The following is a 24,588-nucleotide window of genomic DNA, read 5'->3' as shown; positions in this document are numbered from 1 at the left end:
GAGGCAGTGATGGGTGTGACCGGTCCGATCCGCGTGGTGGTGGCCAAGCCGGGTCTCGACGGCCACGATCGCGGGGCCAAGGTGATCGCGCGGGCCCTCCGGGACGCCGGCATGGAGGTCATCTACACCGGGCTCCACCAGACGCCCGAGCAGATCGTCGACACCGCGATCCAGGAGGACGCCGACGCGATCGGCCTCTCGATCCTCTCCGGGGCGCACAACACGCTCTTCGCGAAGGTCCTGGAGCTGCTCAGGGACCGTGACGCGGAGGACATCAAGGTCTTCGGCGGCGGCATCATCCCGGACGCGGACATCGCGCCGCTGAAGAAGAAGGGCGTGGCGGAGATCTTCACGCCGGGCGCCACCACGACGTCCATCGTCGACTGGGTGAACGCGAACGTCCGCGTCGCCGCCTGACCCGCGCCGCGTTCCGCCCCTCGCCGCCAGGGCCCTCCCCCCGGGAGGGCCCTTCGGCGTTCCACGTCCCACCACCGTCCTCCGGCCGTTCCCCGCGGACCGCCCCGGACGGTTCAAGGAGACGGACGGTTCAAGGGGACGGTCGGTTCAAGGGGACGGTCGGGGCACGGAGTCCGGCCGGCGGGGCGGGGCAGGTGCCGGAGGCGCCGGTTCGGGGGCTCCGGGGGGTGGATCGCAGGCGCCGGGAGGCGTCAGTTCGGCGCGTATCGCCGCGCGCAGACGGAGGGTGGAGACCAGGCGCCGGAACGCCTCCGCCCAGTAGCCGTCCGCGCCGGGGACGATGTCCTCCGCCCCGTCCGGCCGGGCGGCCAGGGGTTCGAGCCACCGGGCCGCCTCCGGATCGAGGCAGCGCTCCGCCAGTCCCATCACCCCGCTGAAGCTCCAGGGGTAGCCGCCCGCCTCGCGCGCCGCGTCGAGGGCGTCGACGACCGCCCGGCCGAGCGGTTCCGCCCACGGCACGGCGCAGGCGCCCAGCAGCTGGAACGCCTCCGGCAGCCCGTGCGCCGCGACGAACCGGGCGACCCAGAGGGCCCGCTCCTCCGGGGGCAGCAGCGACAGGAGCTGGGCCCGTTCCGCGAGCGACGGGGTGCCGGGGCCCGTGGCGGGCGGGACCTCGGGCGGACCGAGCAGGGCGCGCGACCAGGCCGCGTCCCGCTGCCGTACGGCCGCCCTGCACCAGGCCGCGTGCAGTTCGTCCCGCCAGCCGTCGGCGACCGGCAGGGCCACGATCTCCTCCGGGCCGCGCCCGCCGAACCTGGCCGGCCAGCAGGAGAGCGGGGCGGACTCGACGAGCCGGCCCAGCCACCAGGACCGCTCGCCCCGGCCCGCCGGAGGGGTCTCCACGACGCCGTCGCGCCGCATCGCCGCGTCGCACTCGTGCGGGGCCTCGACGCCGATCGTCGGCGTGTCCGCCGTCCGGTCGGGGCCGACGCAGGCCACGGCCCGTGCCGCCATCCGGTCCGCGAAGGCGGAGGCCGGCAGCGCGGAGAGCAGTTCGGCGGCGGTGGCCCGGACGTTCCGGCTGCGGTCGCCGAGGGCCTCCTCCAGGAACGCCTCGTCCGCGTCGGAGAGTCCGGTCCGCAGCGAGTCCAGGAACATCAACCGGTCCTCCGCCCGCTCGGTGGTCCAGGTGGAGGCGAGCAGGGCGAGACCGGCGGCCGGGTCCTCGGTCCGTACGGCGGTGAGCAGGGCGACCCGTTCGGCGAACAGGCCCTCGCCCCACAGGGCCCGCACCCCCTCCGCGTCCCGGGGGGACGGAAGGCCGCCGCCCGCCCCCGTACCGCGGAGGGCGAACTTCCACTCGGGGTTGAGCCGGGCCAGCCACAGGCCGCGCGGCCCGGCGAGGCGGAGGGCGTGGGGCCGCAGGTCGGTACGGGCCCGGGCCGCGTCGAGCAGGGCGGGCAGAACGGCGGGCGGCGCCTTGTACCCGTGCCGGTTGGCGAGGACCAGCCACTGCGGGAGCAGTTCGGCCAGATCGGGGTCGGTCCCGCGCCGCCCGGTGGGCGCGGTCCGTCCGGCGAGCAGCAGTCCGAGGCGCCGTCGGGCCGCCTCGGGCAGCGGTTCGCGCGGGTCCTCCGGCGCGGGCGCGGGCGGCGGCACGGCGGGGCCGGGGCGCAGGCCGGCCCTGCGCCGCACGGTGTGCAGCGCGGCGGCGTCGAGCAGCGCGTGCGCCGCCGCCTCCCCGTCCGCCGTCCCGCGCGCGAGCCCGGTGGGCGTCCGCCGGTCCGTCCCGAGCAGCGCCGCGGTGACCAGCTCCTCCCAGGCCGTTGCGGTGGTGTCCCCGCCGGGGACGGGGGAGCCGGTGGTCGTGGCGGTGTCCATCAGGCTCCTCCGGGCGGTCGGTGGTGCGGTGGGCGGTGCCGCTCCCGTGGGCCGGTGGGCGGCGGTCGGCGGGCGGGGGGCGTCATACGAGGGGGACCGTCTCGGCCGGGGCCTCCGGTGACCAGGCGGCGAGCGGGGTGAAGCCCCGGTGCCCGCACTCCCCGAAGACGGTCACCGGAGCACCGCCCGACAGTGCGACGAGGCGCCAGAGGCCCGGCCGGGACTGGGCGGCGGGCGCCAGGGGCAGGGCCTCGCGGCCGTCCGCGTCGGCGAGCTGCCAGCCGTACTCGGCCCGTGCCGGTACGACCCCGCTCAGCGTCACGGGCCACGCCTCCAGCCACGGGTCCTCGCGCAGCGCGCGCCCGTACGCGTCCAGTCCCTCGCCGACCGGGCCGCCCGGCGGCGGTCCGGCGGGGCCGGCGACCGGGACGAAGCGCTCGCCCGGCTCCGCCCGCAGCTGTCCGGAACCGGCGTGCGGGGTCAGCTCGCCGTCGAGCACCGCGCCCACCGGGAGTTCCAGCCGGGGCGTCCGGCCCGCCGCCCCGTAGGAGAGCAGGAGCGCCGTGCGCCCGCCGGTCGTGCCGTGCAGCCAGGTGCGCCGGGTGATCAGCCGGGTGTCTCCCGTGTCGTACCGCGCGAGGACCAGCCAGTGGTCGCGCACCGGGGCGCCGGCGACCGGGGCGGGGAGGCCGACCCGGGTCCGCACGGTCGTCGCGAAGGGCGCGGGGAGCCGGTCGGCGGCCGGCCAGGCCCGGCCGAGGAGGTGGGTCAGCGCGCTCTCCTCCAGGAGCCGCACGGGCCAGCCGGGACCGGACCCCGGTATCGCCCCCAACTCCCTCGCCCTGCTCGCCAGTCCGGGGGCCTGGGCGTCGACCATGCGGGCGGCCGTCTCCTCCCACGGCCCGGCTCCCGCCCGCTCGGCCGTCGCCAGGCCGCCGCGTATCAGGTCGGCGAGCCGTTGCTCCAGCTCCCGCGCGCCCGAGGTGATCCGGGCCGCCCTCCGCTCGGCCCGGCGGCGGGCGGCCGCCGGGTCCGCCGTGTCTCCGGCGGATTCCCCGGTGGCTTCCCCGGCGTCCCGGGCCGCGTTTCCGGGGCGTTCGCGCCGCTCCTCCTGCCACCGCTCCACCCAGTCGGGCGCGGCGGCCTTCCCGAACGCGGCCCCGTCCGACGCCAGGAGCCGGAGCAGGCCCAGAACGTGTCCGCACGGGGACGTGCGGCCGGGACAGTCGCACGCGTGCGCGGAGCCCGCCGTGTCGGCGGCCGTCCGGTACGCCGGACCGCCGCCGTCCCGGCACACGCCCCACACGACACCGTCCCCCCGCCCCGTGTCCGACCACGGCCCGGCCGTGCCGAACGCGCTCTCCGCTCCACGTGAAACCTCGTCAGGAGCCGGTTCCGGCACCTGATCGACCGCCCGACGCACCCCCATGCCATCCATGTCCACGACGGTAGGGGGCACCACTGACAACGGCCCCGGCCCGCCCTCGGCCCCGGCCCCGGCCACGATTCCGATTCCGGCTCCGGCTCCCCTCCCGGACCCCACCCCGGTCTCGATCCCGGCCCCGATCCCTTCCCCGGCCCGGGAGTTCAGGCGGGCGGAAGGCCCGGAGGAATTTGACTTTGCCATTTCTTTACGGTTCTCTGCGCGGAACGCACCTCGTTTCCGCGTCCAGGGGGATCCTCGTGAAGCGCACCGCCCGCACCGCCGTCCCGGCCCTCGTCGTCACCGGCCTCGTCCTCGCCCTCGGCGCCTGTTCGGCAGCCGCCGAGAAGGCCGTCGACCAGGTCGACAAATCCGTGAACGAGACCTACGAGATCACCTACGAGGTCACGGGCAAGGGGATCGAGTCCATCGAGTACCACGCCGGCGGCGGCACCGCGATGAAGCCGGAACTCGCGTCGGAGAAGAAGCCCGTCACTCCGTGGAAGAAGACGGTGACGCTGAAGGGCGTCATGCCGCCGGCCGTCATGCCGGTCTCGCTCGACCCCGCCGACCTCACCTGCAAGATCCTCCACGACGGCAAGGTCATCAAGGAGGCCAGGGGTGAACGGGCGATGGCGGGCGGCTGCGTCGCCGTCTCCCCCGTGGCCGGCTGACCCCCCGTCACCCCGGGCGGTCCTCCCACCCCTTCCGACCAGCGGCGACACCTCACTGTCAGTGCCATGGTGCACGGTGGATCGCACAGCAGGTCGAACGATCTGGAGGGGGAGTCATGCCCGTGCCCGAAACCATCGCGCAGCCCGGTTCCGGTGTCGAGACGGACGCCGGGGCGGGACGGCCGCAGGCCTCCGCCGAGGTCCTGCGTCCGCACGCGGAGCACGCCTTCGCCGGTGAACTCGCGGCGCTCGCCGCGGCCGACGACCGGCCGAGGCCCGCCCGCTGGCGCCTCTCGCCCTGGGCCGTCGCCACCTACCTCCTCGGCGGCACGCTTCCCGACGGGACCGTCGTCACACCCAAGTACGTCGGTCCGCGCCGCATCGTGGAAGTCGCCGTCACCACGCTCGCCACCGACCGGGCGCTGCTGCTCCTCGGTGTGCCCGGCACCGCCAAGACCTGGGTCTCGGAACACCTCGCCGCCGCCGTCAGCGGCGACTCCACCCTCCTCGTCCAGGGCACCGCGGGCACCCCCGAGGAGGCGATCCGGTACGGCTGGAACTACGCCCGGCTCCTCGCCCACGGCCCCGACCGCGACGCGCTCGTGCCGAGCCCCGTCATGCGCGCGATGGCGCGGGGCATGACGGCCCGCGTGGAGGAACTCACCCGCATCCCCGCCGACGTGCAGGACACGCTCATCACGATCCTGTCCGAGAAGACCCTGCCCGTCCCCGAACTCGGAGAGGAGGTGCAGGCCGTGCCCGGCTTCAACCTCATCGCCACGGCCAACGACCGCGACCGGGGCGTCAACGAACTCTCCGGAGCGCTGCGCCGCCGCTTCAACACGGTCGTGCTGCCGCTGCCCGCGACCCCCGAGGAAGAGGTCGACATCGTCGCCCGGCGCGTCGAACAGCTGGGACGTTCCCTGGAACTGCCGGTCCCGCCGGACGGCGCGGACGAGATCCGCCGGGTCGTCACCGTCTTCCGCGAACTGCGCGACGGGGTCACCACCGACGGGCGCACCAAGGTCAAGTCCCCCTCGGGGACGCTCTCCACGGCCGAGGCCATCTCCGTCGTCACGGGCGGTCTCGCCCTCGCCGCCCACTTCGGCGACGGCGTCCTGCGCCCCGCGGACATCGCCGCCGGCGTCCTCGGCGCCGTCGTCCGCGACCCGGCCGCCGACCGGGTCGTCTGGCGGGAGTACCTGGAGACGGTCGTCCGGGAGAGAGACGGCTGGAAGGACTTCTACCGCGCCTGCCGCGAGGTGACCGCATGACCCCGCCCACCGCCGGGACCCGGGCCCCCGGCCGGACGGACGGCCCCCTCCTGCTCGGCGTACGGCACCACGGGCCCGGGTCCGCGCGGGGGGTGCGGGCCGCGCTGGAGGCGGCGGAGCCCGCCGCCGTGCTGATCGAGGGACCCGCCGAGGGCGACGCGCTCGTCGCGCTCGCGGGGGAGCCGGGTATGCGGCCGCCGGTCGCGCTGCTCGCCCACGCCGTGGACGATCCCGGACGGGCGGCGTTCTGGCCCATGGCCGAGTTCTCGCCCGAGTGGGTCGCGATCCGCTGGGCCCTGGACCGGGGCGCCGCCGTCCGCTTCATCGACCTGCCCGCCGCGCACACCCTCGCCGCCTCCGACCCCACCTGGGGCGACGGCGAGAGCGAGGAGGACCAGGTCGCCGGGGACGGACCCCCGTGCGCCTCCGCCGCTCCCGGACCCGCTCCCGGTCCCGCCGCGGAAGGACGGGGAGCCGGGTCCGGGGCCGGAGCCGCCCCCGGCCCCGGACCCGGACCCGCCGGACCCGGACTCCCCGCCGCCCCCGCCACCGGGGTCGGCGGGGGCGGTCCCGGGCCCCGGGCCGACCCCCGGATCGACCCCGTCGCCGAACTCGCCCGGGCCGCCGGGTACGAGGACGCCGAGCGCTGGTGGGAGGACGCCGTCGAGCTGCGCGGCCACGGCGACCCCGCCGCGCCCTTCCAGGCCCTCGCGGAGGCCATGGGCGCCCTGCGGGAGGCGTACGGGCACGGCGGGTACCCCCGCGACCTCGTCCGCGAGGCGCACATGAGGCTCCGGATCCGGGCCGCGAGGAAGGAGTTCGGGGACTCCGTCGCCGTCGTCTGCGGCGCCTGGCACGTCCCCGCCCTCGCCCGGCGCACCACCGTCGCCGCCGACCGGGCCCTGCTCAGGGGCCTGCCCAGGGTGAGGACCGAGACGACCTGGGTCCCCTGGACCCACCGCAGGCTCGCCCGCCGCTCCGGCTACGGCGCGGGCATCGACGCGCCCGGCTGGTACGCGCACCTGTTCACCGCCCCCGACCGGCCCGTCGAGCGCTGGATGACCCGGGTCGCCGGGCTCCTCAGGGCCGAGGACCACCCGGTCTCCACCGCCCACGTCATCGAGGCCGTCCGGCTCGCCGGCACCCTCGCCGCCCTGCGCGGCCGCCCGGGTCCCGGCCTCGAAGAGACCACCGACGCCGTCCGGGCCGTCCTCTGCGAGGGCTCCGACGTGCCCCTCGACCTGATCCGCGACCGCCTCGTCGTCGGTGACGTGCTCGGCGAGGTCCCGGCGGGCGCCCCCGCCGTCCCCCTCCAGCGCGACCTGGGCCGACGGCAGCGCGCCCTGCGCCTCAAGCCCGCGGCGGAGGAGCGCGAACTCGCGCTCGACCTGCGCAAGCGGACGGACGGCGACCGCAGCCGCCTGCTGCACCGGCTGCGGCTCCTCGGCGTCCACTGGGGCGAGCCGGCCGTCGGCCGGACCGGCACCGGCACCTTCCGGGAGACCTGGCGGCTGCGCTGGGAGCCCGAACTGCACGTCCGGGTCGCCGAGGCCGGCGTCTGGGGCACCACCGTCGAGTCCGCCGCCACCGCCAGGGCCGGGTCCCGGGCCCTGGCGGCCACCACCCTCACCGACGTCACCGCCCTCGCCGAGGACTGCCTCCTCGCCGGGCTCACCGGCGCCCTCCCCGTCGTCATGCGGGCGCTCGCGGACCGGGCCGCGCTCGACACCGACGTCGTCCACCTCGCACAGGCCCTTCCGGCCCTCGCCCGCGCCCTGCGCTACGGCGACGTCCGGGGCACCGACACCGCGGCCCTCGGCGAGGTCGCCGCCGGCCTTGCGGAGCGGATCTGCGTCGGCCTGCCGCCCGCCTGCGCCGGACTCGCCCCCGACGCCGCCGCGCCCCTGCGCGAACGGATCGACGAGGTCCACCGGGCCCTCGGCCTGCTGCCCGGCGCGGCCGGGCTGCGCGACCGCTGGGCCGGGGTCCTGCGCGGGCTCGCCGCGCACGACCGGGTGCCCGGTGTCCTCCGGGGCCGGGCCGCCCGGATCCTCCTGGACGAGGGGCGGCTCCCCGGCGACGAGGCCGCCCCCCTGATGAGCCGCGCCCTCTCGCCCGCCACCCCGCCGCCCGACGCCGCCGCCTGGATCGAGGGCTTCGCCGGCGGCGCCTCCGGCGGCGGGCTGCTCCTCGTCCACGACGAGCGCCTCCGCGGCCTCTTCGACGCCTGGCTCGCCTCCGTACCGGCCGGGGCGTTCACCGACGTCCTGCCCCTGCTGCGCCGCACCTTCTCGGCGTACGAGCCGGGGGTCCGCCGCACCCTCGGCGAACTGGCCGCCCGGGGCCCGGGAGCCGGCGGTCCGGGCCCCGCCGCGCCCGGCGTGCCCGGCTTCGCCTCCTCGCCCGACCGGGAGCGCGCGGACGCCGTCCTGCCCCTCCTCCACCTCGTCCTCGGCACGGAGGTCCCCGCATGAGCACGCTCCCGGACGCCCCCGTCTCCCCGCGCCCCGCCCCCGCCCCGCACCGCCCCCCGGACCCCGCCGACGAGCGGCTGCGCCGCTGGCGCCTCGTCCTCGGCGGCGACGCCGACGGCACCGGCCGCGCGCTCGCCGGAACCGACGCCGCCGTGGACAGGACCCTCACCGCCCTCTACGGCGCAAGCCCCGGCGACCGCGCCGGACTCGGCCGCACGGCCGGACTCGGCGCCTCCGCCCCCTCCGTCGCCCGCTGGCTCGGCGACATCCGCGCGTACTTCCCCGGCAGCGTCGTCCAGGTCATGCAGCGCGACGCGATCGACCGGCTCGGCCTCGACACCCTCCTCCTGGAACCGGAGACGCTGGCGGCCGTCGAGGTCGACGTGCACCTCGTCGGCGCTCTCCTCTCCCTCCGCGGGGCCATGCCCGAGACGACCAGGGAGACCGCCCGCGCCGTCGTGCGCAAGGTCGTGGACGACCTGGAGAAGCGCCTCGCCACCCGTACCCGGGCCGTCCTCACCGGCGCGCTCGACCGGTCCGCCCGGACCGGTCGCCCCCGCCACCGGGACATCGACTGGAACCGCACCGTCCGCGCCAACCTGAAGAACTACCTGCCCGCGCACCGCACGGTCGTCCCCGAGCGGCTCGTCGGCCACGGCCGCGCCTCCCGGGGGGTGCGGAAGGAGGTCGTCCTCTGCGTCGACCAGTCCGGCTCCATGGCGGCCTCCGTCGTCCACGCCGCCGTCTTCGGGGCGGTACTCGCCTCGATGCGGACGATCGCCACCCGGCTCGTCGTCTTCGACACCTCCGTCGTCGACCTGACCGACCGCGTCGAGGACCCGGTGGACGTCCTCTTCGGCACCCGCCTCGGCGGCGGCACCGACATCAACCGCGCCCTCGCCCACTGCCAGTCGCGGATCACCCGTCCCGCCGACACCGTCGTCGTCCTCGTCAGCGATCTGTACGAGGGGGGCATCCGCGACGAGATGCTGAAGCGGGTCGCGGCGATGAAGGCGTCCGGCGTCCAGTTCGTGGCGCTGCTCGCCCTCTCCGACGAGGGCACCCCCGCCTACGACCGCGACCACGCGGCGGCGCTGGCCGCGCTCGGCGTCCCGGCCTTCGCGTGCACCCCGGACCTGTTCCCGGAGATCATGGCGGCCGCCCTGGAGAAGCGGCCCCTGCCGATACCCGCCGCCTGACCGCGCCCGGACCCCGGGCGGTCGGACACCCGGACTCCGGGCGATCGGGTGCCCGGCCCCCGGCCCCCCGGTCACCCGGTTCGCGGTCCGTCCGTCGTCCGTCCGCCCCGGGCGGCGCCTGCGGAATCCGTCGCGTGACCCGTCCGCACGAGCGTCCGAGGGGCGACTGAGTTCCTTGTCACAGGGGCCTCCGGACGCCCTCCGCCCCGTCCCTCCGCGCGGAAGGGGTGGTCGGGAGGCCGGGCCCCGCCTGGGGCGACCGCCGGAACCGGCCGCCCGGGGACCCCCGGGGACCGCCCTTCCGCCCCCACGGCCTGTGACCCGTATCACCGCTCTCGCGCGATCCGCGATTTAGGGACCCACGGCCCGCGGCGATAACCTGCGAGACGGACATGCCGCGTCCACGGACACCGTGTACGCCTCCCTTGTGACAGAGCAGTCACGTTGCCCTTCGCGGCACGCCCACGCAGACAACGAACCGCGATCATCAGAAAAGGGACGGACGCGCGTGGACCTGTTCGAGTACCAGGCGAGGGACCTCTTCGCCAAGCACGGTGTACCGGTGCTGGCCGGTGAAGTCATCGACACGCCTGAGGCGGCGCGCGAGGCCACCGAGCGTCTTGGCGGCAAGTCGGTCGTCAAGGCGCAGGTGAAGGTCGGCGGCCGCGGCAAGGCCGGCGGCGTCAAGCTGGCCGCCACCCCGGACGAGGCCGTCGCCCGCGCGACGGACATCCTCGGGATGGACATCAAGGGCCACACGGTCCACAAGGTGATGATCGCGGAGACCGCTCCGGAGATCGTCGAGGAGTACTACGTCTCGTACCTCCTCGACCGCACCAACCGCACCTTCCTGGCGATGGCCTCCGTCGCCGGCGGCATGGACATCGAGGAGGTCGCCGCGACGACCCCCGAGAAGCTCGCCAAGGTGCCGGTCGACTCCAACAAGGGCGTCGACATCGTGAAGGCCCGCGAGATCGTGGCCCTGGCGCAGTTCCCGGCCGACGTGGCCGAGAAGGTCGCCGAGGTTCTCGTGACCCTGTGGGACACCTTCGTCGCCGAGGACGCGCTCCTCGTCGAGGTCAACCCGCTGGCCAAGGTCGCCTCCGGCGACATCCTGGCCCTCGACGGCAAGGTCTCCCTCGACGAGAACGCCGACTTCCGCCAGCCGGAGCACGAGGCCCTGGAGGACAAGGCGGCGGCCAACCCGCTGGAGGCCGCGGCCAAGGCCAAGGGCCTCAACTACGTCAAGCTCGACGGCGAGGTCGGCATCATCGGCAACGGCGCCGGCCTGGTCATGTCGACCCTGGACGTCGTCGCGTACGCCGGTGAGAACCACGGCGGCGTGAAGCCGGCCAACTTCCTCGACATCGGCGGCGGCGCCTCCGCCGAGGTCATGGCGAACGGCCTGGAGATCATCCTGGGCGACCCGGACGTCAAGTCCGTGTTCGTCAACGTCTTCGGCGGCATCACCGCCTGCGACGAGGTCGCCAACGGCATCGTCCAGGCCCTGGAGCTCCTCGCCTCCAAGGGCGAGGAGGTCACCAAGCCGCTGGTCGTGCGCCTCGACGGCAACAACGCCGAGCTGGGTCGCAAGATCCTGTCGGACGCCAACCACCCGCTGGTGCAGCGCGTGGACACCATGGACGGAGCGGCCGACAAGGCCGCCGAGCTCGCGGCTGCGAAGTAAGGGACGAGGGACACCAGAGCCATGGCTATCTTCCTCAACAAGGACAGCAAGGTCATCGTCCAGGGCATGACCGGTGCCACGGGCATGAAGCACACCAAGCTCATGCTGGGTGACGGCACCAACATCGTCGGCGGCGTGAACCCGCGCAAGGCCGGCACGACCGTCGACTTCGACGGCACCGAGATCCCGGTCTTCGGTTCCGTCGCCGAGGCCATGAAGGAGACCGGCGCCAACGTCTCGGTCCTCTTCGTGCCGCCGGCCTTCGCGAAGGCCGCCGTCGTCGAGGCCATCGACGCCGAGATCCCCCTCGCGGTCGTCATCACCGAGGGCATCGCCGTCCACGACTCCGCCGCGTTCTACGCGTACGCCGTGGAGAAGGGCAACAAGACCCGCCTCATCGGCCCGAACTGCCCCGGTCTCATCACCCCGGGCCAGTCCAACGCCGGCATCATCCCGGGCGACATCACGAAGCCGGGCCGCATCGGCCTGGTCTCGAAGTCCGGCACGCTGACGTACCAGATGATGTACGAGCTCCGTGACATCGGCTTCTCGTCCGCCGTCGGCATCGGTGGCGACCCGGTCATCGGCACCACGCACATCGACGCCCTGGCGGCCTTCGAGGCCGACCCGGAGACCGACCTGATCGTCATGATCGGCGAGATCGGCGGCGACGCCGAGGAGCGTGCGGCCGACTTCATCAAGGCCAACGTCACCAAGCCGGTCGTCGGCTACGTCGCGGGCTTCACCGCGCCCGAGGGCAAGACCATGGGCCACGCCGGCGCCATCGTCTCCGGCTCCTCCGGCACCGCCCAGGCGAAGAAGGAGGCCCTGGAGGCCGCGGGCGTCAAGGTCGGCAAGACCCCGACCGAGACGGCCAAGCTGGCGCGCGCGATCCTCGCGGGCTGACGCCGCCGCACCGCACAGCGAGTGGGCCCCGCCCCTCCCGGCCCGTCCGGGCGGAGGGCGGGGCCCACTCGCGTGTCCGTACCGCGACGGGCGCCCCGCGACGGCCGTCCCGCCGCCGGGGCCCGCCCGCGCCCGCGGCGGCTATCCGAGCACCGGGACCAGCCGTTCGGGGCCGGGGTGGGGCTCGGAGCGCAGCTTGTCGCGGAGCTCCAGGTCCTCCGGGCGGAGCTTCTCCGGGCCGCCGCGCACCGGCACGCCGCCGACGCTCTCGCCGGGGGCGTTCACGGGGATGTACCGGGTCGGCGCGGTCACCACGGTGAAGCCGGTCATCGCGACGAGGACCGCCGTCGCGCAGACCACCGCGCGCGTCCAGGCGCGGGCCCGGTGCTCCCCACCGGTCCGGACCGAGCGGGCCGCCGGGAGCTCCGCCGTCGGCGCCTCCGTGACCGGCGCGCTCAGCCGCCGGTGCAGGTCCTCCGGCCCGGCGAGCCCGGGGACCCGCTTCCCGAGGACCGTACGGGCGTGCAGCAGGCGGTGGGCGGCGGCGGGGGTGCTCGCCTCCGTCTCGGCCGCGGTGTCCGGCAGGTCGAGTCCGAGTCCGTCGTAGAGCAGCACGGTGCGGCGGTATGGCGGCGGCAGTTCGAGGAGGGCGGAGAGCAGCGCCCGGCGGTCCGCCCCGGCCGGCGGGGTGTCGGGGTGCCGGTGGGCGCGGCGCAGCCGGTGCCAGGGGGAGAGGGCGTACTCGTGCGCCGCCGCCCGCACCCAGCCCACCGGGTCGGGGTCGACGGCGACCTCGGGCCAGCGCTGCCACGCCTGCTGGAAGGCGCGCTCGACGGACTCGCGGGAGAGGGCGCGACGGCCGGTGAGCAGGTACGTCTGGTGGGCGAGGGCGGGCGCGGCGTACGCGTAGAGCGCGTCGAACGCCTCCTCGGGGGTGAGGGCGGGCACGGCGGGGCTCCCGCCCGGCTCCGGGGCGGGGGCTTCCGGGGCCACCGCTTCGGGGACCGCCGGTCCCGGGCCGGCCGTTCCCGGGGCCGCCGTTTCCGGGGTGGCCGGTTCCGAGTTCGCCGTCTCCGGCACCGCCGGTTTCAGGCGTTCCGACGGGGCGAGGACGGCGTCCCGCGCGGACCCGGAGAAGGGCTCCGGAGCCGGCCCGGAGACGGAGACGGAGACGGCCCCGGGCGTGGCGGAAACGGACGCGGAAGCGGCCCCGGGCCCGGAAGCGACCTCCGGCGTGGGCCCGGAAACGGGCGTGGAAGCGCCCCCGGGCGTGGGCGCGGAAGCGGGAACGACCCCCGGCGCGGACCCGGAAACGGGCGCGGGAGCGGAGACGGAGGCGCCGGCCGGAAGAGAAGTCGGCGGGGTGGGGCCCGAAGGGGTGAGGACCGCCCCCTGGAGTGCCGTCTCCGCCTCCCGGGTCTCCGGGCGCGCGTCCGGCCGCGCTCCCGGCTCTTCGCCCCCGACGGGGCGGGAGAGGGGGAGGGGACCGCCGGACCCGCACGCGCCGAGCAGCCTCGCGTACGCCTCGCGTTTGCGCCCCCGGGGCGCCGAACGCCCCGTCTCCCACGCCTTCACCGTGGCTTTGGTGACGCCCACGGCCTCGGCGACCTGCTCCTCGCTCAGGGCGAGGGCCTCGCGCAGCCTGCGCCGCTCCTTGGGGGGCGGAAGGGCGGCGGGAGGAGAGGAATCCGCGGTGCTCCGGCTCATGGGCGCGTACCTCCCGCAGAGCTTTTCTGGGCGGAAAAGAACATAAACGTATATTGAGCGACACCACGGTTGTTTGCCTGTTACGCGGAGAAAGCGCGTGTCGTTGGCAGCATGTCCCCCGTGACCCATGCGACCGATCACCCCCTGGTCCAGGGCGGCCGCTCCGCCGCGCTCGCCACCGCCTGCGTCCGGGGCGGGGTCGCCGCCGGACTCGGCCTCGGCGTCCTCGCGGTCCTGGTGGTCGCGGCCTGGATCAGCTCCCCGTTCCCCGACGGCGGTCCCGGCGGGGCCCTCCACGTGGCCGCCGGGCTCTGGCTGCTCGCCCACGGGGTGGAGCTGGTCCGTACGGACACCCTGTCCGGCGTGCCCGCGCCCCTGGGCGTCGCCCCCCTGCTCCTGACCGTCCTGCCCGTCTGGTTCGTCCACCGGGCCGCCCGCGACACCCTCGACACGACCCGCGACCGGGACCGGCCGCGTCCCTCGCCGAGCGGTGCGGTCGCCTCGGTGGCCGGGGGATACCTGCTGGTCGCGGCCGTGGTGGTGGTCTACAGCGAGAGCGGTCCGCTGCCCGCCGAGCTGATCACGGCCGGACTCCGGCTGCCCGCCGTGGTGGTCGGCGCGGCCGGGGCGGGGGCCTGGACGGCGCTCGGCCGCCCGCTGCCCGGGGTGCGGCAGGCGGTCGCCCTGCGCGCGGCGGGACTCGGCCTCCTGACGCTGTTCTGCGGCGGCGCGGCGGCCGCGGCGGTCTCGCTGGTCTGGCACGCGGGCCGGGCGCAGGCGTCGTTCCTGGGCCTCGCGGGGGAGTGGTCGGGGCGGGCGGCCCTCGCGCTGCTCGTTCTGGCGCTGCTGCCGAACGCGGCCGTGTGGGGTGCCGCGTACGGCCTCGGCCCCGGGTTCGCCGTCGGTACGGCCGCGCTCGCGACCCCGCTGGGCCTGACCGGGGACCCGGCCGTACCGCCCTTCCCGCTCCTGGCCGCGCTGCCCGCCGAGGGGCGGGGCGTGTGGTTCCACTGGGCGGTCGCGGCGGCCCCGGCCGCCGCCGCCGTGGTGCTGGGCCACCGGGTGGGCCGGGCGGCGCGGGCCTGGACGGTCCGGGACGCGGTGCTGACGGTTCTGGGCGCGGCCGCGCTGTGCGGGACGGCCGTGGCCGTCCTCGCGACCGCGGCGGGCGGTCCGCTCGGCTCCGGCCGGCTGTCCGCGTTCGGTCCGGTGTGGTGGCGGGCGGGGGCGGCGGCGGTGGTGTGGGCGCTCTGCGCGGGCACGCCGACGGCCCTCGGGGTACGGGCCTGGGTCCGCCGGACGCCCCGCGCGGAACGCCGGGCGGCCCGCGCGTCCTCGCCCGTGCCCGCCCCCGCCCCGGACACCCAGGAGACGCAGCGGCAGCCCTCCGGGGTGTGGAGCCCGCTCCGTACCCGGGACCGGGCGGAGGCACGGAGCCGGGCGGGAACGTGGTTCCGGGCCCGTTCCGGGCGCCGGGGCCCGGAACGGGAGCCCGGCCGGGACGCCGGCCGGTGGACCGGGGCGGACTCCGGGTCCCGCCCCGCCGCCCCCGGGCTCCGGGCCGTCTCCGGGCTCCGGTCCTTCCTCGGGTTCGGGTCGCTCCCCCGGGCGAGGGCCGGGGCCGCGCCCGGAGCCGGCCCCCGGGTCCCCGGCGCCGGCCCGGGGCCCGAGGGCGAGGCGTACGACGATCCGTACGGCGACCCCTTCGACGGGCCCGGCTACGAGCCGTACGACTACCTCCCGGCCGCCTGGGAGCCCTCCCGGGAACCGGGACCGGGCCCGAAGGCGACCCCGGAGCCGGCCCCGGACCGGGCCGTGGACCCGCGCCCGGAACCGGACGCGACCCCGCCCCCGGCCTCGAAGCCGAAGCCGAAGCCGAAACCGGACACGGCCCCGGCCCCGGCCCCGAAGTCGATCCCGCATTCGACCCCGACCCCGACCCCGGACATCACCCCCGGTCCGGGCCCCACCGCCTAGCCGAAGGACCTACTCCCGGACCCCGAGGCCCGCCCGCAGCGGCTTCGGCAGGAGGTCGTTGCAGGCCAGCCGGCCCGCGTGGGTGAGGGCGTCGTCGCGGCACTCGTAGAAGTCGCGGTAGACGAGCTGGAAGGTGAAGCCGGCGGCGACGATGCCCAGGGCCACGACCGACGCGACCAGTCCGCTGATCGCGGCCGTCCGCATCGTCCGCAGCGGAACGGCCGCGCCGGGGGCGTCCCGCTCCGGTCCCGTCCGCCGCCCCGGGTCCGCCGGCCGGGACGCCTCCTGTGACGTCGGCGACACCCCGCCGGCCCCGCCCGGCGCCTCCCCGTCCCGCTTCGGCCCGGTGCGCAGGGAGCTGATCCCCCAGTAGAGACCGAGGGCACCGAGGAGCAGGGCCGGTTCCGGGAACCCGAAGAGGGCGAAGAAGAAGCCCCACATGCCGGCGAGGATCGCGTACCGCGCCCGCCGCTGCGCCGGGTCCGTCGGGTCCCAGCGGAGCCCCGGGCCGCGCTTCGGCCCGCCCTGGCCCGGACCGCCCTCGGGGTCGCTCCGGCGTTCCGGGCCGCGGCCGAAGCCGTCCTGGGAGGGGCCCGGCTGACGCGGGCTCCACCGGCCGTCGGACGGGCCCGGCGCGTCCGGGGCCCCGGACGCGTCGTCGTCCGGGCCCTCCGGTCGCCGCGGCTGCCACGGCTGGTCCGGCCTGCCCTCGGGCGGCGGCGCGAACGGGTTGTTGTCGTCCGTGGACTGGCGTTCCGGCATCTGCTGAACGTCTTCCCTCTGTCGTCTCGACCACGACCGCACCCGTGGTCTCCGCTGCTGTCTCGTACGCCGCACGTCCGTCGCCCCGGCGTCGTCTCCGGCCGGTACGCCCCACCGTGCGCTCCGGCGTCGGACCCTGACGCTACCGCCCGGCTCCGCCCCCGTCCCGTGGGGGCCGTCCCGTGTGCCGGTATCGTTGCTGCCGGTCGAGCCGTTCGTAGGGTTCCCCGTACCGAGCGATGCGATTCGTTCGTACGACCGCACAAACACCACGGAAAGAGTGACCCAGTGGCTGCCGCCCGCCTCGTCGTCCTGGTCTCCGGGTCCGGTACCAACCTGCAGGCCCTGCTCGACGCCATCGCCGCCGACCCCGGGGGGTACGGGGCGGAGGTCGTCGCCGTCGGCGCCGACCGCGACGGGACCGTCGGCCTGGAGCGCGCCGAGCGCGCCGGGCTCCCGACCTTCGTGTGCCGGGTGAAGGACCACGCGAGCCGCGAGGAGTGGGACCGCGCCCTGACGGAGGCGACCGCCGCGTACGCGCCGGACCTCGTCGTCTCGGCGGGCTTCATGAAGATCGTCGGCAAGGAGTTCCTCGCCCGCTTCGGCGGCCGGGTCGTCAACACCCACCCGGCCCTGCTCCCCAGTTTTCCCGGTGCCCACGGGGTGCGTGACGCCCTCGCCTACGGCGCGAAGGTCACCGGGTGCACCGTCCACTTCGTCGACGACGGCGTCGACACCGGCCCGATCATCGCCCAGGGCGTGGTCGAGGTGCGGGAGACGGACGATGAAGCCGCTCTGCACGAGCGCATCAAGGAAGTCGAGCGCTCGCTGCTCGTCGACGTCGTGGGGCGCCTCGCCCGGCACGGCTACCGCATTGAGGGACGAAAGGTTCATGTCGGTGAACACGGACACCGTTAAGCCCATCCGCCGCGCGCTGGTCAGCGTCTACGACAAGACGGGACTCGAAGACCTGGCCCGCGGCCTGCACGAGGCCGGTGTCGAGCTCGTCTCCACCGGCTCCACGGCCGGGAGGATCGCCGCTGCGGGCGTTCCCGTCACCAGGGTCGAGGAGCTGACCGGCTTCCCCGAGTGCCTGGACGGGCGCGTCAAGACCCTCCACCCGCGCGTGCACGCCGGCATCCTCGCCGACCTGCGCCTGGAGTCGCACCGCGAGCAGCTCGCCGAGCTGGGCGTGGAGCCCTTCGACCTGGTCGTGGTGAACCTCTACCCGTTCCGCGAGACGGTCGCCTCCGGCGCCACCCCGGACGAGTGCGTCGAGCAGATCGACATCGGCGGCCCCTCCATGGTCCGCGCCGCCGCGAAGAACCACCCGTCCGTGGCGATCGTCACCAGCCCCGAGCGGTACGCCGACGTGCTCGCCGCCGTCCGGTCCGGCGGCTTCGACCTGACCGCCCGCAAGCGGCTCGCGGGCGAGGCGTTCCGGCACACCGCCGCGTACGACGTGGCCGTGGCCTCCTGGTTCGCCGACGACTACGCGGCGGCCGACGACAGCGGCCTCCCCGGCTTCCTGGGCGCCACGTACGAGCGGAAGAACGTCCTGCGGTACGGCGAGAACCCGCACCAGGGCGCCGCGCTCTACGTCGACGGGACGGGCGGCCTCGCCGAGGCCGAGCAGTTCCACGGCAAGGAGATGTCGTACAACAACTACACGGACACCGACGCCGCGCGCCGGGCCGCGTACGACCACGACGAGCCCTGCGTCGCGATCATCAAGCACGCCAACCCGTGCGGCATCGCGATCGGCGCGGACGTCGCCGAGGCCCACCGCAAGGCGCACGCCTGCGACCCGCTGTCGGCGTTCGGCGGCGTCATCGCCGTCAACCGCCCGGTGACGGTCGAGCTGGCCGAGCAGGTCGCGGAGATCTTCACCGAGGTCATCGTCGCCCCGGCGTACGAGGACGGCGCCGTCGAGATCCTCGCCCGGAAGAAGAACATCCGCGTGCTGCGCGCCGAGGGCGCCCCGGCCAACCCGGTCGAGGTCAGGCCGGTCGACGGCGGTGCCCTCCTCCAGGTCACCGACCGCCTCCAGGCCGACGGCGACGACCCGGCGCACTGGACCCTCGCGACCGGCGACGCCCTCTCCGCCGAGGAACTGGCCGAGCTGGCCTTCGCCTGGAGGGCGTGCCGCGCGGTCAAGTCCAACGCGATCCTGCTCGCCAAGGACGGTGCCTCGGTCGGCGTCGGCATGGGCCAGGTCAACCGCGTCGACTCCGCGAAGCTGGCCGTCGAGCGGGCGGGCGAGGAGCGGGCACGCGGCTCCTACGCCGCCTCCGACGCCTTCTTCCCCTTCCCCGACGGCCTGGAGATCCTCACGGCGGCCGGCGTGAAGGCGGTCGTGCAGCCCGGCGGCTCGGTCCGCGACGAGCTGGTCGTCGAGGCCGCGAAGAAGGCGGGCGTGACGATGTACTTCACGGGGACGCGTCACTTCTTCCACTGAGCCGCCGACAGGCGACCGGGCGTGAACGGACGGCCCGCCGGTTCCCCGGAACCGGCGGGCCGTCCGCGTCGGCGCCCCGGCGGGTGCATCCGCCGATCGGGTGGTCTCTGTTCTAATGGGTTGCTCTTTTGTCGACCACTGGTGGTGGGGGCGTGGTGTTGGACGTACAGAACAGGTCCGCCGGGGAGGCCGTCACCGGCGCCCCCGGGGTCGCGGCCGCCGAGCCCCCGGAGCGGCCCGCCCCCGTCCCGCTCCGTCCGTACCTGATCCTCGCGGCCGTCCTGTGCGCCCTCTTCTTCCTGTACTCCTGGGTGCAGTACGCGCAGTTCCGCACCCCCTCCTGGGACCTCGGGATCTTCGGGCAGTCCGTCCGGGCGTACGCCGAGTTCCGGGCCCCGGTCGTCGACATCAAGGGTCCGGGCTTCCCCATACTCGGGGACCACTTCAGCCCGGTCACCGCCCTGCTGGCGCCGCTGTACTGGATCTGGCCCTCGCCGGTCGCCCTGCTCTTCGCGCAGGCCGCGCTCTTCGCCGCCTCCGCCGTCGTCGTCGGCCGCACCACGCAGGAGGTCCTCGGCAGCCGCGCCGCGGGCATCGCCCTCACGGCCGCGTACGGGCTCTCCTGGGGACTCCAGGAGGCGGTGCGGTCCGACTTCCACGAGATCGCCTTCGCCGTCCCGCTGCTCGCCCTGGTCTGCCGGGCCCTGCTCCTCGGCCGCTGGACGGCCGCCGCCGCCTGGTCCGCCCCGCTCGTCCTGGTCAAGGAGGACATGGGGCTCACCGTCGCCATGGTCGGCGCGGTCCTCTTCCTCAAGGGGAGCAGGCGGCTCGGCGCCGCCCTGGCCGGCTTCGGCACCGCCGCCTTCGCCCTCACCGTCCTCGTCCTGATCCCGGCGGCCAGCAGCCTCGGCCGGTACGACTACTGGTCCAAGATCGAGAAGACGGGGGAGGGGGCCGATACCTCCTTCGGGCAGCTCGTCGCCGGCGCCCTCGCCTCGGGCGAGCGCTGGGAGATGGTCCTCCACCTCCTGGCGATCACCGGCTTCCTGGCCCTGCGCTCCCCGCTGGTCCTGCTCGTCCTGCCGACCCTGGGCTGGCGCTTCCTCTCCCAGGACCCCAACCACTGGGGCATGCACTGGCACTACAGCGCCATCCTCATGCCGGTCGTCCTCGCGGCGCTCGTGGACGGCGTCCGCGCGGTGCGCACCTCGCCGCGCGCCTGGCTCGCCTCGTACGGGAGGGTCGCCGTCCCGGTGGCGACCACGGTCGCGCTGGTCCTCGCCGTGAACCTCCCGCTGCGCGACCTGCTGAAGCCGGAGACGTACCGGACGGACGTCCGGGCCGAGCAGGCGCGGGCGGCGGTGGACGCGGTCCCGGAGGGGGTGAGCGTGGAGGCGGACGTCTCGCTCCTCGCCCACCTCACGGCGGACCGCCGGGTCTACTGGGCGGGCTCCTCGCAGGAGGTCGATCCGGACTACCTCGCCTACGACCTGCGGGGCTGGTCGCAGCAGATCTCGGACCCGGCCGAGCTGGCCGCGCAGCTCCACCCGGGCGCGCGGTACGAGATCACGCACCGCTCGGAAGGTTTCGCGGTCCTGCGGCGGAGGTGATCCCGGGGCCGGGGGAAAACCCGGTCCGGAGGGAAGCCCGGTCCGGGGGAAGCCCGGTCCGGAGAGAAGCCCGCTGGTTCCGGGAGGAATTCCGGGGCCCGGGGAAAACCTTCCGGACCCCGGGGAGATCCCGGAGGTGCCGGGGGAACGGCCGAGGGCCGCCCGGCGGTGTGCCGGACGGCCCTCGGAGCGGCGGGGAACCCGCCGGGAGCGCTACTTCTTGACGACGAGCGTGCCGGCGGCACGGTCGTGCCAGCCCTGCAGCTTGCCCGAGTTGTCGAAGAACGGCGACAGGTAGACCAGGAGCTGGCCGATGCCGCAGAGGACCGCGCCGACCATCGGGATGATCCAGCGGATGAAGCCGCCGCCGACGCCCGGCTTGCCGCCCGTGGCCTCCTTGACGACCCGCAGCCCCAGCGCCATCTTGCCGAGGGTGGCGCCGACGAAGGCGATCATCAGCCACTCGTAGAGCATGGTGGCGATGAAGATCAGGAAGAGGAAGCCGAAGAAGGCGGCGAATATGCCACCCGCGGCGGCGGCCTGGTCGTTGATGCAGGTCTGGTAGGCCGGGGTCATCGGGTCGAGCTTCGCGCAGTCCTCGATGGACTTGGCCGCGCCCATCACGCCGGCCAGGCCGACCAGCGACAGAATCCACGAGATGACGCCGATGGCCACGCCGTCGATCAGGCGCGCGGCGAACCGCAGACCCATCGAGGCGACCTGCACGGTGCCGAGACCGTGCAGGTTGATGTAACCGTTGTTGGCCTGGAGCGTGCCCGGAGCCTGCGGGTACGCGCCCGGCTGCTGGGGGTACCCGTAACCCTGCTGCGGGACGCCCTGGGGCGCCTGCTGGGGGTAGCCGTAGCCGGGCTGCTGACCCTGACCCTGGTCCTGGGGCTGTCCGTAGGGGTTGTTCGGGTCGCCGAAACTCATCGCGCGATTCCTCCGTGATTTTTCTGTGCGGGGACGACGCGGCCGCGCGGAGGACCTTCACGACTATCGAGCGGATTTCCCCCCGGCACTTTCCGCGGTAGTACGCCGGTCATCGTCGTCGCAACCTCGACTTTTTGTCCAGTCGTCACGAGACGGAGTTGTACGAGTGCAACCTTTCGCCCGTACCGCCCGCCGTCCGGCGACCGCGAATTGGAACATGACGGGTGGCATCCGGGAAGATGGCCCCATGAGCGCCCAGATTCTCGATGGCAAGGCCACCGCGGCCGCGATCAAGTCCGACCTGACCGTCCGTGTGGCGGCCCTCAAGGAGAAGGGCGTCACGCCCGGACTCGGCACCCTCCTGGTCGGTGACGACCCGGCGAGCCAGAAGTACGTGGCCGGAAAGCACCGCGACTGCGCGCAGGTGGGACTCGCCTCCATCCAGCGCACCCTGCCCGCCACCGCCACCCAGGAGGAGATCGAGGCGGTCGTCCGGGAACTCAACGAGGACCCGGAGTGCACGGGTTACATCGTCCAGCTCCCGCTGCCCAGGGGCATCGACGAGAACCGCGTCCTGGAACTGATGGACCCGGTCAAGGACGCGGACGGCCTGCACCCCACCAACCTCGGCCGCCTCGTGCTCAACGAGCCCGCCCCGCTGCCCTGCACGCCCAACGGCATCATCACCCTGCTGCGCCGCCACGGCGTGAAGATCGACGGCGCCGAGGTCGTGGTCGTCGGGCGCGGCGTCACCATCGGGCGTCCCATGCCGCTGCTCCTCACCCGCCGGTCCGAGAACGCGACCGTGACCCAGTGCCACACCGGCACCCGGGACCTCTCGGCGCACCTGCGCAACGCCGACATCGTCATCGCGGCGGCGGGCGTGCCGCACCTGATCAGGCCGGAGGACGTGAAGCCGGGCGCGGCCGTCCTCGACGTCGGCGTCTCGCGCAACGCCGAGGGCAAGATCCTCGGTGACGTGCACCCCGGCGTCGCCGACGTGGCCGCCTGGATCTCCCCCAACCCGGGCGGCGTCGGACCGATGACCCGGGCCCAGCTCCTCGTCAACGTCGTCGAGGCCGCCGAGCGCGCGGCCGCGGCGCTCTGACATGGGCTCCGGGAACCCGGAGTCGACCGGTGACCGGCCCGGGACGAGGCGCGGCGTGCGGCGGCCCCCGCCCACCGTCGTCACCGCCGGCACCGCGCGCCCCGAGGGCGGCGGCCGGGCCGCCGCCGGTGACGCGCCCGCGCCCGCGCGCCAGTGGCCGCTGCTCGTGGTCCTCTGCCTCGCCGGGGCGGGGCTCCTCGTGGTGGGCACGGACGCGTTCCCGCAGTCCTTCCGGGTGGGGGCGATCCTGGTCGGGGCCGGGCTCCTGACGGGCGCCGTGATGCGGCGCGTGGTGCCCTCCGTGGGCATGCTGGCGGTCCGGTCCCGCTTTACGGACATGATCACGTACGGGGTGATGGGCGGCCTCATCGTGCTGCTCGCGCTCATGGTGCAGCCGGGGCCCTGGCTGCGGATCCCGTTCCTGGAGGACGTCCTCCACCTGACGGTGACGTAGGTCCCGCCTTCCGGTTCGCGAGGTGTGCGGCGCCCGCCCTCTCCCCCGTGGGAGGGCGGGCGCCGACGTGATCAAGGGTCATGTACGCGCCAATGGTGGGACAAGGCCCGTCGGCGCGCTGTGGCACGGAAGTGACCATTCCGCTACGTCGGCCGCGCATCCGGGGCGCGCGCCGTCCCGGAAGCTGCCATCCTTCGACGTGGCGGGCGGAGCAGGGGACGGGGAACGGCGAACAGAGGGCGAGGGGACGGCACATGCCTGGCTGGAAGGCGCTTCCGGACGGACTCGACCCGGAGACGCGCGCGCTCACCGAGCGGATGCGCCGCCTGATCGACCGCAGCGGCCTCGGCGTCGTGGCCGTCGCCGAACGCACCGGACGCGAACGCTCCCAGTGGGACGCCTACTTGAGCGCCCGCCGGCCCGTGCCGCGCACGGCCGTGGCCGCCCTCGCGGAGGTCACCGGCGCCGACGCGGGGGAGCTCGCGGCCCAGTGGGAGCGTGCCGAACGGGCGAGGGGCCGTTCCGCTTCCGCCCCGGGCCCGGGCGGTGGGGCACCGGACGGCGGAGGGCGGTCGGGCGAAGGCCCGGACGTCGGGCACCCGGTCTCCGGAGGGCGGTCGGGCGAAGGCCCGGACGCCGGGCACCCGGTCTCCGGAGGGGAGTCCGGTGGAAATCCGGCCGGCGAATCCCCGGGCGCCGCAAGGCGGTTCGACGGGCCCCCGGGTGCCGTGAGGCCCGTCGCCGGAGAACCCGTCGCCGGAGGCCCCGTCGTCGGAGAACCGTGGGGCGCGGCGGGTTCCGGTGGTCACGACGACCGCACCCTGCGGATCCGGCACCTCGGCGGCCCGGTTCCGGAGGAACCGTCGGACCCCGCACCCGGGCGCGTGCCCCCGCCCTCCTCCGGGCCCGCCGCGCCGCCCCCGACCGGTGCCGCATCCCCGCCCCCGCCCCCGCCCGGCGAAGCCGCACCCCCGCCCGCCCCCGCTCCCCGCCGCCGGGCCGCGACCGTGCTCCTCCGCGTGGCCGGGGGCCTCGGCGCCCTGCTCGTCGTCGCCGCCGCCCTCCTCCTCGTGGACCTGGGCGGCGGCGGGACCGACGGCACGGACGGACGCGCGGCCGCCCCGTCCACCACCCCGGCCCCGAGCCCCACGCGCCGTACGGACCTCCCGGCGGGGGTGGAGTGCTCCGGTGCCGACTGCGCGGGCCGGGACCCCGAGGCGATGGGCTGCGGCGGCCCCCTCGCCACCACCGTCGCCCGCGCCCGCGTCGGCACCGCCCGGGTCGAGGTCCGCCACAGCGCCGTCTGCGCGGCCTCCTGGGCCCGGATCACCGGCGCCGCCCCCGGCGACAGCGTCACCGTCGAGGTCGGGGGCGCCGTCCGGAGCGCCCTCGTCCCGGAGGCCGCCGACGGGGCGACGGCGCGGACCGACGCGTACACCCCGATGCTCCCCGACGCCCCCGGTGCGGCCGTACGGGCCTGCGGTGCCCTCGCGGACGGCAGCGAGGGCTGCGCGAAGGGCCGTTGAGGCACCCGCCCGCGCCCCGGCCGTCTTCCGCGCGCCGCCGGCCGGCCCGCCGGCGGAGCGCCGCCCCCCTTCACCGCGCCCCGCCGGCCGGCCCCGGGCGAACCGCGCGCGGACGGGT

Annotated in this window: 19 protein-coding genes; 14 read left to right on the top strand and 5 right to left on the bottom strand. The window is 75.6% G+C overall.

Annotated features, from left to right (window positions below; genetic code table 11):
• Positions 1 to 9: 9 nt before the first annotated feature.
• Positions 10 to 417, top strand: coding sequence for a cobalamin B12-binding domain-containing protein (locus ACZ6AQ_RS03500; protein ID WP_468757178.1), 408 nt, complete (start codon positions 10 to 12; stop codon positions 415 to 417).
• Between the two features lie 147 nt (positions 418 to 564).
• Here ACZ6AQ_RS03500 and ACZ6AQ_RS03495 read toward each other — a convergent pair whose 3' ends face one another.
• Complete coding sequence (locus ACZ6AQ_RS03495) at positions 565 to 2,298, bottom strand: DUF5691 domain-containing protein (RefSeq protein ID WP_468757176.1); 1,734 nt, start codon at positions 2,296 to 2,298, stop codon at positions 565 to 567.
• An 82-nt stretch (positions 2,299 to 2,380) separates the two neighbouring features.
• Positions 2,381 to 3,736, bottom strand: a complete 1,356-nt coding sequence (locus ACZ6AQ_RS03490) for an SWIM zinc finger family protein (RefSeq protein WP_468757174.1) — start codon at positions 3,734 to 3,736, stop codon at positions 2,381 to 2,383.
• A gap of 245 nt (positions 3,737 to 3,981) precedes the next feature.
• Here ACZ6AQ_RS03490 and ACZ6AQ_RS03485 point away from each other — a divergent pair, with 245 nt between their 5' ends.
• From ACZ6AQ_RS03485 to sucD, 6 genes are all read left to right on the top strand, one after another.
• Positions 3,982 to 4,395, top strand: a complete 414-nt coding sequence (locus ACZ6AQ_RS03485; protein WP_468757172.1) for a hypothetical protein — start codon at positions 3,982 to 3,984, stop codon at positions 4,393 to 4,395.
• Between the two features lie 116 nt (positions 4,396 to 4,511).
• A complete protein-coding gene (locus ACZ6AQ_RS03480) occupies positions 4,512 to 5,669 on the top strand; it encodes an ATP-binding protein (protein ID WP_468757170.1) in 1,158 nt (385 codons plus the stop codon).
• A complete protein-coding gene (locus ACZ6AQ_RS03475; RefSeq protein WP_468757168.1) occupies positions 5,666 to 8,143 on the top strand; it encodes a DUF5682 family protein in 2,478 nt (825 codons plus the stop codon). The genes ACZ6AQ_RS03480 and ACZ6AQ_RS03475 overlap by 4 nt, the downstream gene beginning before the upstream one ends.
• Positions 8,140 to 9,342 (top strand): VWA domain-containing protein, encoded by a 1,203-nt coding sequence (locus ACZ6AQ_RS03470; RefSeq protein ID WP_468757167.1) that lies wholly within the window; start codon positions 8,140 to 8,142, stop codon positions 9,340 to 9,342. Before ACZ6AQ_RS03475 ends, ACZ6AQ_RS03470 begins: the two co-directional genes overlap by 4 nt.
• Before the next feature lie 508 nt (positions 9,343 to 9,850).
• Positions 9,851 to 11,029, top strand: coding sequence for an ADP-forming succinate--CoA ligase subunit beta (gene sucC / locus ACZ6AQ_RS03465; RefSeq protein WP_388697754.1), 1,179 nt, complete (start codon positions 9,851 to 9,853; stop codon positions 11,027 to 11,029).
• A 21-nt stretch (positions 11,030 to 11,050) separates the two neighbouring features.
• Positions 11,051 to 11,935 (top strand): succinate--CoA ligase subunit alpha, encoded by an 885-nt coding sequence (gene sucD, locus ACZ6AQ_RS03460; RefSeq protein ID WP_132912553.1) that lies wholly within the window; start codon positions 11,051 to 11,053, stop codon positions 11,933 to 11,935.
• A gap of 141 nt (positions 11,936 to 12,076) precedes the next feature.
• Here the strand turns inward: sucD and ACZ6AQ_RS03455 are convergent, their stop codons facing one another.
• Positions 12,077 to 13,642, bottom strand: coding sequence for a helix-turn-helix domain-containing protein (locus ACZ6AQ_RS03455; RefSeq protein WP_468757165.1), 1,566 nt, complete (start codon positions 13,640 to 13,642; stop codon positions 12,077 to 12,079).
• Positions 13,643 to 13,762: 120 nt separating this feature from the next.
• Between ACZ6AQ_RS03455 and ACZ6AQ_RS03450 the strand changes: the two genes are divergently transcribed.
• Positions 13,763 to 15,619 (top strand): cell division protein PerM, encoded by a 1,857-nt coding sequence (locus ACZ6AQ_RS03450; RefSeq protein ID WP_468757163.1) that lies wholly within the window; start codon positions 13,763 to 13,765, stop codon positions 15,617 to 15,619.
• Between the two features lie 9 nt (positions 15,620 to 15,628).
• On the opposite strand, the gene ACZ6AQ_RS03445 is transcribed toward ACZ6AQ_RS03450, so the two are convergent.
• The gene (locus ACZ6AQ_RS03445; protein WP_468757161.1) at positions 15,629 to 16,381 is read right to left on the bottom strand and encodes a hypothetical protein; all 753 of its coding nucleotides are present in this window, start codon (positions 16,379 to 16,381) and stop codon (positions 15,629 to 15,631) included.
• A 288-nt stretch (positions 16,382 to 16,669) separates the two neighbouring features.
• Between ACZ6AQ_RS03445 and purN the strand changes: the two genes are divergently transcribed.
• The 3 genes from purN to ACZ6AQ_RS03430 all read left to right on the top strand — a co-directional run bounded on the left by purN (position 16,670) and on the right by ACZ6AQ_RS03430 (position 20,449).
• Positions 16,670 to 17,299, top strand: coding sequence for a phosphoribosylglycinamide formyltransferase (purN, locus tag ACZ6AQ_RS03440; RefSeq protein ID WP_468757160.1), 630 nt, complete (start codon positions 16,670 to 16,672; stop codon positions 17,297 to 17,299).
• Positions 17,274 to 18,839: a bifunctional phosphoribosylaminoimidazolecarboxamide formyltransferase/IMP cyclohydrolase gene (gene purH, locus ACZ6AQ_RS03435; protein ID WP_468757159.1), complete on the top strand. Its 1,566-nt coding sequence runs from the start codon at positions 17,274 to 17,276 to the stop codon at positions 18,837 to 18,839. Before purN ends, purH begins: the two co-directional genes overlap by 26 nt.
• Before the next feature lie 152 nt (positions 18,840 to 18,991).
• Positions 18,992 to 20,449 carry a DUF2079 domain-containing protein gene (locus ACZ6AQ_RS03430; RefSeq protein WP_468757157.1) on the top strand — a complete coding sequence of 486 codons (1,458 nt, stop codon included), beginning with the start codon at positions 18,992 to 18,994 and terminating at the stop codon, positions 20,447 to 20,449.
• A gap of 213 nt (positions 20,450 to 20,662) precedes the next feature.
• On the opposite strand, the gene ACZ6AQ_RS03425 is transcribed toward ACZ6AQ_RS03430, so the two are convergent.
• On the bottom strand, positions 20,663 to 21,382 hold the full coding sequence (locus ACZ6AQ_RS03425) for an RDD family protein (RefSeq protein ID WP_388697740.1): 720 nt from the start codon (positions 21,380 to 21,382) through the stop codon (positions 20,663 to 20,665).
• Between the two features lie 247 nt (positions 21,383 to 21,629).
• On the opposite strand from ACZ6AQ_RS03425, the gene ACZ6AQ_RS03420 reads away from it, so the two are divergent.
• From ACZ6AQ_RS03420 to ACZ6AQ_RS03410, 3 genes are all read left to right on the top strand, one after another.
• A complete protein-coding gene (locus ACZ6AQ_RS03420) occupies positions 21,630 to 22,490 on the top strand; it encodes a bifunctional methylenetetrahydrofolate dehydrogenase/methenyltetrahydrofolate cyclohydrolase (RefSeq protein WP_388697738.1) in 861 nt (286 codons plus the stop codon).
• A 55-nt stretch (positions 22,491 to 22,545) separates the two neighbouring features.
• Positions 22,546 to 22,944, top strand: coding sequence for a DUF3017 domain-containing protein (locus ACZ6AQ_RS03415; RefSeq protein ID WP_468757156.1), 399 nt, complete (start codon positions 22,546 to 22,548; stop codon positions 22,942 to 22,944).
• A 254-nt stretch (positions 22,945 to 23,198) separates the two neighbouring features.
• Complete coding sequence (locus ACZ6AQ_RS03410) at positions 23,199 to 24,470, top strand: helix-turn-helix domain-containing protein (protein WP_468757155.1); 1,272 nt, start codon at positions 23,199 to 23,201, stop codon at positions 24,468 to 24,470.
• The last annotated feature ends 118 nt before the right edge of the window (positions 24,471 to 24,588 follow it).

The sequence above is a fragment of the Streptomyces sp. NPDC041191 genome (assembly GCF_055591945.1).
This window is presented reverse-complemented; position numbering and strand designations above follow the sequence as displayed.